Below are 15,440 nucleotides of genomic sequence, written 5' to 3' on the forward strand. Positions count from 1 at the left end.
GGTGGTGCCCATCACCGGGTTTTGTAACGTTTCGGCGGAAAGTTACGATATGATCCGGGCGAGTCGGATCGAAGTTTAAAAAGGAGTTTATGTCATGGGCTTGCGCATCAACGATACCGTTCCGAATTTCACAGCAGAGACCGATCAGGGCAGCATCCAATTCCATGACTGGATCGGAGACAGCTGGGCGATTTTGTTTTCACACCCAAAGGACTTTACCCCGGTTTGCACCACCGAGTTCAGCGCCGTTGCGCAACTGGCTGACGAGTGGGACAAGCGGAACACCAAGGTGATCGGCGTGTCGGTCGACAGTGTCGAAGACCACAAGGGCTGGAAGAACGACATCGAAACATACGCCAAAACGGCGGCCGGTTTCCCGATCATCGCCGACAGGGATCTGGATGTTTCCAAGGCCTTTGACATGCTTCCTGCCGGTTTTTACCTGCCGGACAATCCGACACCGGCAGACAGCCAGACCGTGCGTTCAGTATTTATTATTGCGCCGGACAAGACTCTGAAACTGTCGATGACCTATCCAATGAATGTCGGCCGGAACTTTGCCGAGGTTCTTCGTGCGCTGGACGGCCTTCAGACCGCAGCTAGGGAAAACATTGCCACGCCGGCGAACTGGACCGTGGGCGACGACGTGGTCATCCCAGTCGCTGTGAGCAACGAAGATGCCAAGGCGAAATACGGTGATTTCACAACCCATTTCCCCTATCTGCGCACCACCAAGCTTCCCGGTTAAGGTTTTTGCGGGCGCAGAGACACTTGCGCCCGATAGGCTGCCCTCTTGATTTCCCGCGCCAGCTTCCCGTTGGCACGGGACTTTTTTTGTATGGTCGATCCTCCGAGTTCATCGGTGATTTCGGTCACGCCGTTCGGCAGAATTGTGTGAACTTGTTGGTTGGTGGCCCAGTGCATTTGCAGAAAGGTATCAACTGGTCTGTCGATCACTTCCGAGGCAGCCAATAATCGGGCGGCAGCGTTTCGTCCAACCACCTGAGCGACGGTTTGCAATCCGATATGACGAGGCAGGAAGAGGCGCGATGCGCCTTGTTGTGCAACCATCATAACCGGTTTCTCGCGTTTTTTCGCCGGAAGGCGAATGAAGCTCTCAACCGAGGCGTGGGCCATGACAAGGGCTAGCGCATCACTCCAGCCCGGCTCTGAGACTGCCAGATCGTCCTCAACGATCAGTGCGAACTCCAGATTGCCGTCTACGATCCGCTGCCAGCAGCGCCTGTGGCTCAGAAAGCACCCAACCTCGCCGGGTCCAAGCGAAAACGGGTAGCTTGGGTGGTGCAGATTGCCGGAACGCAGGTCCACGCCACCGTTTGCAAGAACGTCTCTTCCGATTACGGCGTCCATGATCTCAGCGTCAGGCAAAACAGCCTTGAGGTGCGCGGCATTCGGTGCGCGTTTCGAATCGCCGTTCATGTGAATGATGAAAGATCGCATGAACACTGAATAACGCGCGGGCGAACGGCACGAAAGGTCACAAAAAAAGCCCCGACGCATTGGCCGGGACTCTTTAATTTCTCCGAAGGTCTACCGTTTAGTCGGCAGATTCTTCCTTTTTCTTTTTTTCAGGAACGATTTCTTCGCCGGTTTCCTGGTCGACGACTTTCATCGACAGGCGTACCTTGCCGCGATCGTCAAAGCCGAGAAGCTTGACTTTCACTTCCTGACCTTCCTTCAGAACATCCGAAGGGTGGTTCAGGCGACGGTTTTCGATCTGGGAAACGTGAACCAGACCGTCGCGCTTGCCGAAGAAATTCACAAAGGCGCCGAAATCGACGATCTTAACCACTTTACCGGTGTAGATTTCGCCTTCTTCGGGTTCGGCCACGATCGAGTGGATCATGTCATAGGCTTTCTGGATGGCTTCTCCCACCGACGAGGCAATCTTGATGATACCGTCGTCGTTGATGTCGACCTTTGCGCCCGAGGTTTCAACGATCTCGCGGATAACCTTGCCGCCGGATCCGATCACTTCACGGATTTTGTCGGTCGGGATCTGCATGGTCTCGATACGCGGTGCGTGAACTGAGAACTCGTTGGTTTCCGACAGGGCTTTGGCCATTTCACCCAGAATGTGCATCCGACCGTCCTTGGCCTGGGCCAAAGCGGTTTCCATGATCTCGGGCGTGATGCCCGCAACCTTGATGTCCATCTGCAGCGAGGTGATGCCGTTTTCGGTGCCTGCCACCTTGAAGTCCATGTCGCCGAGGTGATCCTCGTCGCCGAGAATGTCGGTCAGGACCGCGTAGGAGCCATCGTCTTCAAGGATGAGACCCATGGCAACGCCGGCAACCGGAGCTTTCAGCGGAACGCCTGCGTCCATCATCGACAGCGAGCCGCCGCAGACGGATGCCATCGAGGAAGAACCATTCGACTCGGTGATCTCCGACACCACGCGCACGGTGTAGGGGAAGTCGGTCGGGGCCGGTAGAACGGCCTGCAATGCGCGCCAGGCCAGCTTGCCGTGGCCCACTTCGCGACGGCCCGGAGGGCCAACACGGCCAACTTCACCGACGGAGTAGGGCGGGAAGTTGTAGTGCAACAGGAAATTCGATTTGAAGTTTCCGTGCAGCGCGTCGATGAATTGCTCGTCATCGCCGGTACCAAGGGTGGTCACGGCCAGAGCCTGAGTTTCACCGCGAGTAAACAGGGCCGATCCGTGGGTCCGCGGCAACATGCTGGTTTCCGCGAGGATCGGGCGGACATCGGTGGTCGAACGGCCGTCAATGCGCTTGCCACCCTTCACTACGTCGCCGCGCAGAATGCCGGCTTCGAGTTTCTTCATGGCGGAACCTAGGTTCGCGTCCTCAAGCTGCTCTTCGGTCAGAGCGGCTTTGATGGCATCGCGTGCCTCGGCCACAGCGGTCGTGCGTTCCTGCTTGTCGGTGATCGCGAATGCGGCACGCATCTGCTCTTCACCTGCGGATTTCACGGCTTCGAACAGGTCGGAGTATTCCGGAGGTGTGAAATCGAACGGCTCTTTGGCGGCGTCTTCCGCCAGCGAAATGATCAGGTCGATGACGGGCTGAATCTGCTCATGCGCAAATTTGACGGCGCCAAGCATCTCTGCTTCGGAAAGCTCGTAGGCTTCCGATTCCACCATCATCACGGCGTCTTTGGTGCCGGCAACAACAAGATCGAGGCGCTGCTCGGGGTTGAGGCGCAGATCTTGCATATCGTCAACAGTCGGGTTCAGAACATATTCGCCATCGACAAAACCGACGCGGGCACCAGCGATCGGGCCCATGAAGGGAGCGCCGGAAAGCGTCAGCGCCGCCGAAGCAGCAATCATCGCGACCATGTCGGGGTCATTGACCAGATCGTGCGACAGCACGGTGCACATAACCAGCACTTCGTTCTTGAAGCCCGGGACAAACAGCGGACGGATTGGTCGGTCGATCAGTCGTGCGGTCAGCGTTTCCTTTTCGGTCGGACGCGCTTCGCGTTTGAAGAAGCCGCCCGGAACTTTACCGGCGGCATAGTATTTTTCCTGATAGTGAACGGTCAGCGGGAAGAAATCCTGCCCCGGTTTCTGAGCGCGGGCAAAGGTCACGTTGGCCATGACGCTGGTTTCGCCCAGAGTGGCGATTACCGAGCCGTCGGCCTGACGGGCAACCTTGCCTGTTTCGAGTGTGAGCGTCTCTTCGCCCCACTGCATACTTTTAGTCGTTACATCAAACATGTGTGTATCCTAGCTGGGAGCACTCCCGGCGCTCCGGGTCTCCCGTTTGAATGGCGGCCCCATGCCGCCGACCCCAATTCATCCTGCTTCCGAGTGCCGGGGTCCGGGCACAACGTCTCAGATGGAGCGCCCTTACAGGAGTTTTCCGAGGATTGAAAGGGCCGACGGGGTTGCGGGCAACTTGTCGGGGTTAGTATGTCAGGTAGGAAGCCGCGATCTACTATCAAACAGGCGAGGACGACCGGCTTTCGTCCGATCGCCAAGCCTCCGCCAAGCCGTTTGGCCGGCCAAAACAGGGGAATCGAAATGAAAACGACAGTTCTGGGGGGCGTGCTGTTTTTGGTGCCGCTGGCCTTTGTCGCCATCGTCTTGGGTAAAACCTATCAGGTCAGTATGGTGATTGCGGATCCGCTGGATCAGCTAATCCCAGTCAGCAGCATCGCCGGGGTGGCCTTTGTCAATTTCATCGCAATCGGCCTCATCGTGCTGGTCTGCTATCTTGCCGGGATGGCGGCCAAACGTGGCCTGATGTCGACCCGTATGGAAAAGCTGGACGGGCTGCTGGTTGACGTCATTCCCGGCTATGCCATCGCCAAGGGCATGATCGGAAGTGTTGCTCAGGAAGATGACATTGCTGCCCTGTTGAAGCCCGCCCTGGTGCGTTTCGATGACTACGAACAGATCGCGTTTGAGATCGAACGCGATGAAGAGCGGGCCGTAGTGTTTCTTCCCGGTGCACCTTCGACCTGGTCGGGATCAACAGTTGTTGTCGAGGTTTCGCGCGTGCAGATTTTGGACGTTCCAACCCATCAGGCGGTCAAGCTTATGCGGGTTCTGGGGCGAGGGTCTCTGGCAACGTCGCAACAATTGAAACTAAAAAAACAAACGCCCGCCTAATGGCGGGCGCTGAATTCGGGCTGGTCGCGCTAATTAGCGGCGCAGACCCAGACGCTGGATGAGGTCCTGATAACGGGCTTCGTCCTTGCCCTTCAGGTAGTCCAGCAGTTTGCGGCGCTGAGCAACCATCTTCAAAAGGCCACGACGACCGTGGTTGTCCTTCTTGTGGGTTTTGAAGTGTTCGGTCAGTGTGGCGATGCGCGAGCTCAGGATAGCAACCTGGACTTCCGGGGAACCGGTATCACCGTCCCTGGTGCCGAATTCTTTCATCACGCGTGCTTTTTCTTCAACAGTAATCGACATCGGGGTCTCCTTTACAGGTTAGAGTTGATGGCGCAGGCCGGGATGTCGTCCAGCACAGGCCCATGGAGAAAATCGCCGCGGTCTTGACGGTCGATAAGACCGAATCCGCAACAGGAGGGGCGTATACGCTCTTTGTGTTGCCAATGCAAAAGGTTCTTTTGTTAGGGCCACGCAGTTGAACCCAGTACATTCTGGCTGGATTTTCTACGACCCGGACCGATTGGCATCGAGTGTTGGCCAGCCCGTCCGATCAACAACGATGATATCATTAGGCCGGATCACATCAGTCGACTGAACGTGAGCAATGACAATTCCATTGACCGAAACTCGACTCAGATCCGAGTTCTGCGGGTCCTGTGACACTTCGATGTCCGGATCCGGATTGTTCTGGATATCCCACGCGATCAACAGCTGGTCTTCTGTTACGTCGTAATCCAGAACTTGCACCGGGGAACCGCTGTTGGTCTGCTCTTCCAACACGATGTGATCCTCGCCCTCTCCCGGTGTCACCACATCATCGGTGCCGGCAAGGATCAGGTCGTCACCGCCTCCCCCGTTCAGATAGTCACGTATGTTATGTCCGAGCTCGTCGGGACTGAGGCGACCAACGGCATCATCCTGCCCCACAAGTGTGTCGTTTCCCCACCCGCCAAAGAGCGTGTCCTGTCCGTGGCCGCCATACAGCAAATCGTTGCCCAATCCACCATGAACCACGTCGTCCTGATGGCCTCCGCTCATCAGGTCATCGCCCTCGCCACCGTGCAGAGAATCGTAGCCTTGCCCACCCGACATCCGATCGGACCCGCCATGTCCCCAAAGAACGTCGTCACCCTTTCGACCGAGCAACTGGTCGTCACCGTTCCAGCCCTGCAACGTATCGGCTCCGAAACCTCCATCAAGCGTGTCGTGACCATCTGCACCGTGCAGGTCATCTGCGCCAGCTCCGCCGAGAACCATATCGTGACCGGCATACCCGTTTAGCTGATCCTGCCCATTGCCACCGATGAAGAGGTCGTCTTCTGCCCCTCCAGGTAGGATCAGGCCCGGTCCGGGGTCTTTATCACTGACGTCCGGCACCGAGAGGGCGTGGCCGGTCATCCCGGCGACATCTAATTGATCTGCGCTATCGGCAAGATCGGATCCGGCCATGCTGTCAGAGTTCCCATCGAGGGCCAGATCATCCTCGTCTTCATTTGTTGTAATTCCTGATGCCAGATCCATCATGGCGACGCCGCCAACGGCCATCAGGCCCAAAATTCCGGCCAGAAAGAACATCTTACCACTCCGATCACACCCGAAACCCCAGTGTTATGGGAATGGAAAAACCCTATACGAGTCAAAGAATAACCGTGACCAGGGTTAACGTAGGAGCGTTTCTACCAGCGTTCAGGCTGTTGCCTATACGCGATGTACAGCGGGTGTTTCGGATGCCCGTCCTTGGTCAGTCCGAGATGAAACAAGGGCTGACCGGTCTTTCGCAACAATGCCTCCACGGCAGGACCCCGGTCGAGATGGGCACCGTGTGTTCCCCATCCCGCGATGACTTGATCCGCCCACTCGACGCCGGCCAGAATCGCCGCATCGTTGTCCGGCCCGACCGGGTCACCGGCGGCACGCATCTTGCGGGGGTCGGTGTCACGCCACGCAAATATGTTGGTGACCTGAAACCCTCCAAAACCCAAGGCTCTTGCTCGTCGTTCACAGCGTTCAACGGTCGGATCGTTCTGAACTTCGGTCGCTGTCGAAGGATTGAGCATTACGAACAACGCGCGCCGGCCCTCTGCATCCCATACCCGTGTCAGACTATAGCGATAGTTCTCGCAATCCGAATAGATGGCCGTCGACGGTGCGTCGCCTTTGGTATGTGAGCGGGTGATCATGTCGAGTCTTGCCTTTCGGTCACGGACGGGTCGCGGGATCAGACGGGTTGATTGAACACGCGGCTCGGGTGCAGTTCTCCGGCCTTGTATACCCCGACGGCAACAGCCTTTCCGTCGTGAGAGGCCCAGGCCTCGTCGCCGTATTCCACATCCGTGGGCAGCACCATTCCGGGATTCCCGTTGCGAAGCCGGGCAGCGCCCTCAAGGGTGCATTTAACCTCGGGGAGATCTACCAACCCTTGCTCCAGTTGCAGTAGGTGCTCGTCCAGTTCCGATGTTCTTGCCAGCTCTTCGATCCGTTCGATGCTCAGCCCATCCTCGGCGTCGAACGGACCTGACCAAATGCGGCGCAGTTTCTTCACATGGCCAAAACAGCCAAGCGAAGACCCGAGATCCCGTGCAATCGAACGGACGTAACCGCCCTTGCCGCAGGTCATTTCCAGAACGACGTGATCCTCGTCAGGCCGATCGACAAGGATCAGTTCTTCGACCCAAAGCGGTCGAGCCGCGATCTCGACGTCCGCGCCGTCACGGGCCAGTTTATAGGCACGCTGGCCATCGATTTTCACCGCAGAGAATTTTGGTGGCACCTGCATGATATCCCCAAGGAACTGGGGCAGAGCGGCCTTGATCTCTGAGTCCGACGGGCGGGCTTCGCTTTGTGCAATCACTTCGCCTTCGGCATCGTCGGTGTTGGTCGACTGTCCCAGCCGGACCGTGAATACGTAAGCCTTGAGGGCGTCGGTGATGTAGGGAACGGTCTTGGTTGCCTCACCCAATGCGACAGCGAGAACACCGGTTGCGTCAGGGTCCAGAGTTCCGGCATGCCCGGCTTTCTTGGCATCCAGTGCCCAGCGAACCTTATTGACCACGGCAGTCGAAGTCATGCCAGCAGGTTTATCCACCACCAACCAGCCGGAAATGTCGCGACCCTTGCGTTTGCGTCCCATCTTGTTCCTCGATGTCATGCTGAGGCGCGCGACCTAGCGGATCATCGACGTGCTGTCAAATTGCGCTCAACAAGGTGAGCAGCGTTTGCCCGCCGCCCAGATATCACTGCGCCTTGCGCACCACGCCAACTACAGGCCCCATCGCAAACCCGGCGTCGTGCCGACGCAGCTGCGGTGCATAGAGACGCGAGATGTTGCCATCAAAATAGAGTGCCTGGGCCATTTCAAGTTCGTCCCGAAACAGTCGGCCAAATTCATGAAACGTGACCGTGCCATGTGAAATGGCAAAAACTGCCCTGCTGCCGTCGGCATTGGTTCCGACCCCGTTTCGGATATAGCGCGAGTTCGAGTCGACCAGAAATCTCGGATGCAGCTCGCCATCGATGACCAGCATCGGACCGGACTGGGTGGCATCTCGGCAGTCGGGCTTCTGATCAACGAAGGTAAGGGTCTCGAATACGTCGGCCCGGTTCTCACGGATGCAAAACACCCCGTTGGGCAGAAGGCCAAAGTTCCCGGGGCCGGCATTGGTAATGACCCGCATCGTTTCTTCCCGGTTCTCGACATAGTGCCCCACAGGAGACCGGTCGGAGTGATACATGCCAGCGTTCATCGCAAAGACCAGCGTTTCGCCAGATTGCTCAAGTTGAACATCTATCGTGGAGAACTGCCCGAGCAGGGTGCCGTCCTCGTCGTTCAGGAACAAGCGCAAATCCTCGGTTGCGGTATCGACGTCGCACACCGTGTAGGCATTGTCATCATGGGTGAGGTCACGGCACTCAACGGCCGCAAGCGGGGTCGCGGCAAGCCCGGCTATCGTGACCAGCGCCGCGCGGATCACTCGTCCAGATCGCGGCGCACCGCGTCCTGATCCAGCATTCGACGGGTGTCGTCCATCCTGTCAAAAGTTTCGTCTAGCTGAAACCGCAGATCCGGAGCGAACTTGAGCGCCAGCTTTTTGGAGACGGCCCGGCGTAACTCACCCTTGTTGCGGGCCAGCAGTTTGAGCACATCTTCCTGACCCTGTCCGCCCAATGGCAGGACATAGGCCGTTGCGATGCGCAAGTCGGGCGAGGTGCGGACCTCGCCGACGGTAATCGACATGCGATTCAGATCCGGATCGTGGACATCACCGCGCGCAAGCACGTCTGATAGAGTGCGCCGGATCAATTCGCCCACACGCAACTGTCTTTGGGACGGGCCTGGCCCGTCATGAAACTTATTCTTCCCCATATACCCGATCTAAGCAGAAACCGGGGCTTTGCCAAGCGGTCCTCGACAGGTTAGGACGCTGAGAAACCATTTGCTGAAGGAACCGTATCCATGACCCACATTCCCGGGATAGTCATTACAGGAGCCTCGGGTCGCATGGGGCAGATGCTGGTCCGCACTGTATCCGAAAGCGACAAGGCCAATCTGGTTGGGTGTGTGGAACGCAGTGGTCATGACTGGATCGGACGCGATATCGGCGAGGCGATGGGCGGATCCGAGCTCGGTGTTGTGGTCACGGATGACCCGTTGGAAGCATTCTCACGCGCTCAGGCGGTCATCGATTTCACGGCGCCCGCTGCCACGCTCGAGTTTGCGGCACTGGCAGCTCAGGCGCGTTGCGTCCATGTGATCGGAACGACAGGCATGACGGATGAGCAGATCGCGGCGTTGGAGCCCTCGGCGCGGCACGCCGTCATCGTTCGGGCCGGCAACATGAGCCTTGGTGTCAACCTGCTTGTGCAACTGACCAAACGGGTGGCGGCAGCGCTGGACGAAGATTTCGATATCGAAGTGATCGAGGCCCACCATCATCACAAGGTGGACGCCCCGTCAGGAACGGCCCTGATGCTGGGCGAAGCTGCTGCCCATGGCCGTGGTGTATCGCTGGCGGAAGTTTCCGACCGCGGGCGCGACGGCATCACCGGCGCGCGCAAACGTGGCGATATTGGTTTTACGGCCATTCGCGGGGGCGACATTGTTGGTGAGCATGACGTGCTCTTTGCCGCGGCCGGAGAAAGGATTGTGCTGCGGCATCTTGCGACCGACCGGTCCATCTTTGCCCGCGGGGCTTTGAAAGCTGCGCTATGGGGACAGGGAAAAGATCCCGGTCAATACGACATGGCCGACGTGCTGGGACTGTGAACCTGACAACGTTGACGGCCCATCATCGATAAAGTCAGCGCGTTCCGGATGTCATGTGGGCATCCACCACGCGCTGAACCATCGGTGCGAAGTGGTGGAAATCCGGGGTATCCATATCAGCCCGCTTTCCAGCTTCGTCGAGATATCTCACCTGAATGATCTTTTCGAGGTTCGGGTTTTTCTCGAATTCAGCGACTTCTGACGCGTCCATTGGCCCGCCCTGCAGGTTCAGAGAATGCACGGATGCTTCGGAAAGTCGCTTGAAATACTCCGGCTTCGTCGCACAGAGATAGCGTTTCGCGGCAACGTGATAGAGCACGCAATCGGTAACGATGGATGGGAAGAATGGAGCGAGCACCTCGGCCCCGGCATCTTCGTGGTGCCGGTCTTTGGTATCGTTCATCGAAAATGTTCCGAACTCGGATGTGAAATGCCCGATATCGTGCAAGAGCGCCGCAACGATGATTTCCTCGGACAATCCGTTCTGTTCGGCGATTGTTGCGCCCTGCAACATATGCTCTGCCATTGTAACTGGTTCGCCGAGGTATTCCTCGTCGCCGCGCCTTTCGAAAATGTCAGCGAGGAAATCCACGATGTTTTCTTGGCTCAGGGGGCGGTCTGCGCTGGTCATTCCGCTGCCTCCCGCGGTTTCATTTCCATCGCCGCCAGCGTCGATAGCAACCCGTCCTTGTCGGCATAACACCCTTGCAGCCACCGCGAACCTGCCCCGGAGTATCCGGTACGCGCGTGAAGAACGCGAGTGTTGTCGACAATAAAGCTTTCTCCCGGTTCCAACTTGAACGCCACGCCCATGTCCGGATCGTCGATATAGCCCGCAAACTGGCGATAGGCGGCATAGAACGCCTCCATCTTTTCGAACGGAATATCGACGAACGGCGCGGACGACCGGTTGTTGAACCGGATGCCAACAAGTTGCCCGTCCGGGGCAAGTTCGATCATCGGGCGGCGGGAACGCAGGCAGACACCGTCCGAGCCGCGGTATTCAAACCGTGCCGGGTAACCCGCCAACAGCCCAAAGGCTTCGGGATTGTCTTCCCGCAGACGCTCGGCCGCGCGGAAGCCGTCAACCACGATCGAGTCACCGCCTTCGGCTGAGTTCTCAAGGCAGTATAGGATCTGCAATGTCGGAACCGGATCGCGATAAGGATTGTCGGTATGCGCCTGGAGTCCAAGCCCGGTGAACGCGAGATTCGTGGGGTTCACTTCCGTCCGAACTTCGAAGTAGCGGCCATAATTGGTTTCCCGGACATAGCCGAACAGATCGGACACTTTCAGCAGAGACTCCGGTTCTGTCGGGCCATTTTTCAACCGTGCGAATCCGAACTCGGCTATGGCCGCCAGCCAATCCCGTTTGACATCAGGTTTGGCGAGTACGGCGTTCCAATCGGCATCCGGCACCTGCAACCCGGCTTGCCAGGTTGTGATCCCGGGGGCGACCCATCCCGGTTCCGCGTCATGCGGCCGGTCATAACTGTGCTCGGCTAGCCAGTCCGCAGGGAAAACATATGTCCGGTTTTCCGGAAAGAGTGTCACATGGAGATCGTCGTTCTCCACTTTTGCGGCGCTGATGGACAGATTGGTAGGGATGTCGCCGATCGTAATCAGCCGCTGGCCATTTCCCGGTGCGCGGGTGTCCGGATCAAGAGCGTTGTCGCGCAGCCAAATTGCGTGGAAGCGAGCGACCGTTTCGTCCTCGAATGTGACCGTGACAATACCTGTATCATGGGTGATTGAGCGCAGCATGGGCAGATCCTGAACCTTGCGTGAAAATGTACCTGCAAAAATACCAGCCCTGTGGGGTTGTAACAATCAAGCCCAGAGTTGCCTGCAGCAGCCGAGAACATCCGAACACAGACGGTCCGCACCCATGATTTGTGGGGAAAACGCGGCTTGAGATCGCTGAGTCATCAGCTGCGAACTCTGGCTGGATATGCCGTGTCTCAGGTGCCGGGACGAATTTTTTCGGCAATTGGTGCAAGAATCGGCAGGCGTCTCGAATCATCCGCGGCCTTGTCAGACCATGAAGCCGCAGACATTGCAGCCGGCCGTTGATTAAGGGTCACCCGACGTTGCGGCAAATTAGAAATCGACTGCGATGCCCTTTTTCTCCCAGTCTCCATAGCGCACCGGTTCGGGGCCATCGCGTCCTCCCAGCTCTTTGGGAAGCGGCTTGGTATCCGCAGCGGCCTGCTTTCGGCGCTCTTCCGCCTCGGCCAGTGCACGGCGCGCGGCTGGCGGAAGGTCGGACCTTTCCGAGCCGGAACCGGTTTCGGGAACGAATTGTTCGGAACGGGTGGTCTTGGGGCTCTGGGTCATCGCGGGTTTCCTTATCCTGATGCTGTGATATACGCGCCTCTCTGTCCAAGGCAATGCGGGCACAAGGTCTCAGTCGATGCTTTTTGCCGGCTGCAAAGACATAGGAGAGCTCATGAAAACCGATCAGCCAGCAAGAAAACCGGATCCGGCAACGCAAGCCCGGCGCAGTGCGATTTACCTTCTGGATCAAGTGTTGGGTGAAGGGAAACTGCTTTCGGAATGTCTTGCTGCTGGGGCATTGGATCGGCTCCCGCCTGAAGACCGCGCTCGCGCCCAGCGGCTCGCCGTGGAAACCTTGCGCGGGCTGGAGCGGGCCGACCGAATTCTGCGCCATCACTTGCAGAAATACCCGCCGCTTCATGTCCGAAATGCATTGCGGCTCGGGACGGTTGAGCTCTGTTCCGGCGGGGCTGCGCATGGGGTGGTCAACGCTATGGTGACGATTGTTGGCAGACACCGTCATCATGGCCGACTCAAGGGGCTGGTCAACGCGGTTCTGCGTAAGGTTGCTGCCGAAGGTCCTGAGATCTGGCCAACGTTGAGGATGCCACGCCTACCCAAGTGGTTGCGCGGTCCGCTGGTCGAAGCTTGGGGCGCCGAGCCGGTTGCCGGGATGGAAAGGGCGCATTTCGAGGGCGCGCCCTTGGATTTGACCTTGAAGCCCGGGGCCCAATTTGATGGTGGACAAGACCTGCCAACCGGCTCGGTTCGTCTTGCCGACGCCGGGCAGGTCTCGGCGTTGCCGGGCTTTTCCGAAGGCAATTGGTGGGTTCAGGACGCCGCCGCCGCGGTGCCGGTGAGCGTTCTGGCGCCAAAACAAGGTGAAACCGTGTTGGACTTGTGCGCTGCGCCCGGCGGCAAGACACTACAGTTGGCCGCCGCCGGCGCAAAGGTGACGGCGCTCGACATATCTGACAACAGGATGCAGCGGGTCCGCGAAAATTTGGGGCGCACCAAATTGAAGGCCCAGCTTGCCGTCGGCGATGCGTTGCAACATCAGGGCAGCTATGACGCGGTTCTTCTGGATGCGCCCTGTTCCGCGACCGGAACAATCCGACGTCACCCCGATCTTCCCCACGCAAAGGATGGCTCGGAATTCGGCGCTCTGATCGAATTGCAGAGCCAAATGCTGGCCCATGCCTGGAGCCTCCTGAAGCCTGGCGGCCGTCTTGTGTATTGCACCTGCTCGCTGTTGCCGGACGAAGGCGAGGTGCAAATCGACGAGGCGCTGGCAACTCTGCCGGGCATTTCGGTGGACCGATCGGCGCTGGATCTGCCGGGCGTCGATCCGGCCTGGATTACTGAGGAAGGCGGTTTGCGACTGCGCCCCGACTATTGGCCCGAGTTGGGCGGGATGGATGGGTTTTATATCGCCTGTTTGCGCAAAGATGCCTAAGGCGGCCATTCGTCGGTGACTCAGGCACCGGAGGCCGCTATTATCTGCCACAAACGCCACCAGAGCGTGAGAGGCAGAGGGCATGTCCAGTCCAGATACAATGGCAGGCCGGCGCATACGGTTCCTGAACCGTTTCTTCGCGCGGCTGAGTCGTCGGCAGAAAGCAGTTACCGCATTCGTGTCGCAGCCCGATCCTCGCACGATTGGCAATTTTGCGCGAGGCCGGCAACTTGTGGCCGGAAACCTTTTGTTTGCCGGTTATCTGGTCGAATCTGAAACCACCGATCTCTGGAGCATTCGCGCACCCGATGCCGCGTTCGAAGCCGAACGGCAGGGTTTTGTCTGGTTGGACGATCTGGCAGCAGTTGGAAATCCGAAATCCCGTGAAAAGGCGCAAAAATGGCTCTGGTCATGGATCGAGCTCTACGGACGTGGAACTGGTCCGGGTTGGACACCGGACCTCACGGGGCGAAGATTGATCCGCTGGATTAGCCACGCCATTTTTCTGCTGCGCGGACAGGATAGCGCAAAAAGTGATGCCTTCTTTCGATCTCTTGGTCGGCAGACGTGGTTCCTGTCCAAGCGTTGGCACAGCGCCGCGCCGGGGTTACCGAGGTTCGAGGCTCTCACCGGGTTGATCTATGCGGGCCTGGCTTTGGAAGGGCGCGAAGAGCTGGCCGATCCGGCGATCCGGGCTCTGACCCATGAATGCGAGACACAGATTGATGACGAAGGCGGTTTGCCGACACGCAACCCGGAAGAATTGCTCGAGGTGTTCACTCTGCTGACCTGGGCTTCGGCGGCGCTGCACGAAGCAGGTCGCGGAGTTCCTCCGGCCCAGACTGCGGCGATCGAGCGGATTGCACCGACATTGCGCGCGTTGCGACACTCGGATGGAGGGCTAGCCCGTTTCCACGGCGGTGGTCGAGGATTGGAAGGGCGGCTGGATCAGGCTTTGGCCGCCAGCCATGTCAAACCGGCTCATCCGCAGGGGCTTTCGATGGGCTATGCCCGGCTTTCGGGCGGGCGCACGAATGTAGTTATCGATGCCAGTCCCCCGCCGGGAGGCAGGGCCTCCTACGGCGCACATGCCTCTACGCTTGCCTTCGAGCTGACTTCGGGACGCAGACCGCTGGTTGTCAATTGCGGATCGGGTGAAAGTTTCGGCCTTGAGTGGCGCAGGGCCGGGCGGGCGACACCATCTCACTCGACGCTTTGTCTCGACGGCTATTCCAGTGCCCGACTGACGGAACCCGAACGCGGTTCCGGGCACGAGGCGCTTGTTGACGGTCCTGAGCAGGTGCCGGTTGAGATCATCGAGGTCACCGATGGAGCGAGGTTCCACGGCGGCCATGACGGATATTCAGATGCTTTCGGATTGACTCATGCCCGCGCGCTTGAGTTGGCCCATGACGGGCGCGGTCTTTTCGGCGAGGACATGTTGCTGGCAATGGACGACAAGTCGAAACATCGCTTTGACCGGGCCATGGATGCTTCGGTTCTGGCGGGAATCGGTTTTGACATACGGCTGCACTTGCACCCCGAGGTGGACGCGACGCTCGATCTCGGTGGGGCAGCGGTATCGATGGCGCTCAAGAGCGGAGAGATCTGGGTATTTCGGCATGACGGCAAGGCGAAACTCGCATTGGAACCAAGCGTTTATCTGGAAAAGGGTCGTTTGAAGCCACGCGCGACAAAACAAGTCGTTCTATCCGGACGCGCAATGGAGTATGCGACGCGCATCCGGTGGTCGCTCAGCAAGGCTCAGGACACGGCAGTTGCGATCCGCGATCTCAACCGGGATGAACCAGACTTCGACTGATCCGAGAAGGGCCCCA

The 15,440-nt window shown here is 58.5% G+C and carries 16 protein-coding genes; 5 read left to right on the forward strand and 11 right to left on the reverse strand.

The window, feature by feature from the left end; genetic code table 11:
* Positions 1–94: 94 nt before the first annotated feature.
* Positions 95–748, forward strand: coding sequence for a peroxiredoxin (locus ACP15U_RS06990; protein WP_425044430.1), 654 nt, complete (start codon positions 95–97; stop codon positions 746–748).
* Here ACP15U_RS06990 and ACP15U_RS06995 read toward each other — a convergent pair.
* Together ACP15U_RS06995 and pnp are read right to left on the reverse strand one after the other, a co-directional pair.
* Positions 745–1,440 carry a glycosyltransferase family 25 protein gene (locus ACP15U_RS06995; RefSeq protein WP_425044431.1) on the reverse strand — a complete coding sequence of 232 codons (696 nt, stop codon included), beginning with the start codon at positions 1,438–1,440 and terminating at the stop codon, positions 745–747. The genes ACP15U_RS06990 and ACP15U_RS06995 overlap by 4 nt on opposite strands.
* 118 nt (positions 1,441–1,558) lie before the next feature.
* Entirely contained in the window at positions 1,559–3,706 is a 2,148-nt protein-coding gene (pnp, locus tag ACP15U_RS07000; RefSeq protein WP_425044432.1) for a polyribonucleotide nucleotidyltransferase, read from the reverse strand.
* A gap of 306 nt (positions 3,707–4,012) precedes the next feature.
* Between pnp and ACP15U_RS07005 the strand changes: the two genes are divergently transcribed.
* Positions 4,013–4,603 carry a hypothetical protein gene (locus ACP15U_RS07005; RefSeq protein WP_425044433.1) on the forward strand — a complete coding sequence of 197 codons (591 nt, stop codon included), beginning with the start codon at positions 4,013–4,015 and terminating at the stop codon, positions 4,601–4,603.
* 33 nt (positions 4,604–4,636) lie between these two features.
* On the opposite strand, the gene rpsO is transcribed toward ACP15U_RS07005, so the two are convergent.
* From rpsO to rbfA, 6 genes are all read right to left on the reverse strand, one after another.
* On the reverse strand, positions 4,637–4,906 hold the full coding sequence (gene rpsO, locus ACP15U_RS07010; RefSeq protein WP_425044434.1) for a 30S ribosomal protein S15: 270 nt from the start codon (positions 4,904–4,906) through the stop codon (positions 4,637–4,639).
* Positions 4,907–5,110: 204 nt separating this feature from the next.
* Positions 5,111–6,181, reverse strand: coding sequence for a calcium-binding protein (locus ACP15U_RS07015; protein WP_425044435.1), 1,071 nt, complete (start codon positions 6,179–6,181; stop codon positions 5,111–5,113).
* A 101-nt stretch (positions 6,182–6,282) separates the two neighbouring features.
* Complete coding sequence (locus ACP15U_RS07020; RefSeq protein ID WP_425044436.1) at positions 6,283–6,786, reverse strand: DUF1643 domain-containing protein; 504 nt, start codon at positions 6,784–6,786, stop codon at positions 6,283–6,285.
* Positions 6,787–6,824: 38 nt separating this feature from the next.
* Positions 6,825–7,736, reverse strand: coding sequence for a tRNA pseudouridine(55) synthase TruB (gene truB / locus ACP15U_RS07025; RefSeq protein WP_425044437.1), 912 nt, complete (start codon positions 7,734–7,736; stop codon positions 6,825–6,827).
* 103 nt (positions 7,737–7,839) lie between these two features.
* Positions 7,840–8,577 carry a phosphodiester glycosidase family protein gene (locus ACP15U_RS07030; RefSeq protein WP_425044438.1) on the reverse strand — a complete coding sequence of 246 codons (738 nt, stop codon included), beginning with the start codon at positions 8,575–8,577 and terminating at the stop codon, positions 7,840–7,842.
* A complete protein-coding gene (gene rbfA, locus ACP15U_RS07035) occupies positions 8,574–8,969 on the reverse strand; it encodes a 30S ribosome-binding factor RbfA (RefSeq protein WP_425044439.1) in 396 nt (131 codons plus the stop codon). The genes ACP15U_RS07030 and rbfA overlap by 4 nt, the downstream gene beginning before the upstream one ends.
* Positions 8,970–9,059: 90 nt before the next feature.
* Between rbfA and dapB the strand changes: the two genes are divergently transcribed.
* On the forward strand, positions 9,060–9,869 hold the full coding sequence (dapB, locus tag ACP15U_RS07040; RefSeq protein ID WP_425044440.1) for a 4-hydroxy-tetrahydrodipicolinate reductase: 810 nt from the start codon (positions 9,060–9,062) through the stop codon (positions 9,867–9,869).
* A gap of 34 nt (positions 9,870–9,903) precedes the next feature.
* Here dapB and tmpB read toward each other — a convergent pair whose 3' ends face one another.
* From tmpB to ACP15U_RS07055, 3 genes are all read right to left on the reverse strand, one after another.
* Positions 9,904–10,500: a (R)-1-hydroxy-2-trimethylaminoethylphosphonate oxygenase gene (gene tmpB / locus ACP15U_RS07045; RefSeq protein ID WP_425044441.1), complete on the reverse strand. Its 597-nt coding sequence runs from the start codon at positions 10,498–10,500 to the stop codon at positions 9,904–9,906.
* Positions 10,497–11,633: a 2-trimethylaminoethylphosphonate dioxygenase gene (gene tmpA, locus ACP15U_RS07050; RefSeq protein WP_425044442.1), complete on the reverse strand. Its 1,137-nt coding sequence runs from the start codon at positions 11,631–11,633 to the stop codon at positions 10,497–10,499. The genes tmpB and tmpA overlap by 4 nt, the downstream gene beginning before the upstream one ends.
* Positions 11,634–11,969: 336 nt before the next feature.
* A complete protein-coding gene (locus tag ACP15U_RS07055) occupies positions 11,970–12,206 on the reverse strand; it encodes a DUF1674 domain-containing protein (RefSeq protein WP_425044443.1) in 237 nt (78 codons plus the stop codon).
* 112 nt (positions 12,207–12,318) lie between these two features.
* Here ACP15U_RS07055 and ACP15U_RS07060 point away from each other — a divergent pair, with 112 nt between their 5' ends.
* Together ACP15U_RS07060 and ACP15U_RS07065 are read left to right on the forward strand one after the other, a co-directional pair.
* A complete protein-coding gene (locus ACP15U_RS07060) occupies positions 12,319–13,602 on the forward strand; it encodes an RsmB/NOP family class I SAM-dependent RNA methyltransferase (protein WP_425044444.1) in 1,284 nt (427 codons plus the stop codon).
* A gap of 82 nt (positions 13,603–13,684) precedes the next feature.
* The gene (locus tag ACP15U_RS07065) at positions 13,685–15,424 is read left to right on the forward strand and encodes a heparinase II/III family protein (protein WP_425044445.1); all 1,740 of its coding nucleotides are present in this window, start codon (positions 13,685–13,687) and stop codon (positions 15,422–15,424) included.
* The last annotated feature ends 16 nt before the right edge of the window (positions 15,425–15,440 follow it).

The organism is Primorskyibacter sp. S87, from assembly GCF_049801055.1.
Lineage (GTDB): Bacteria > Pseudomonadota > Alphaproteobacteria > Rhodobacterales > Rhodobacteraceae > JBNAGF01.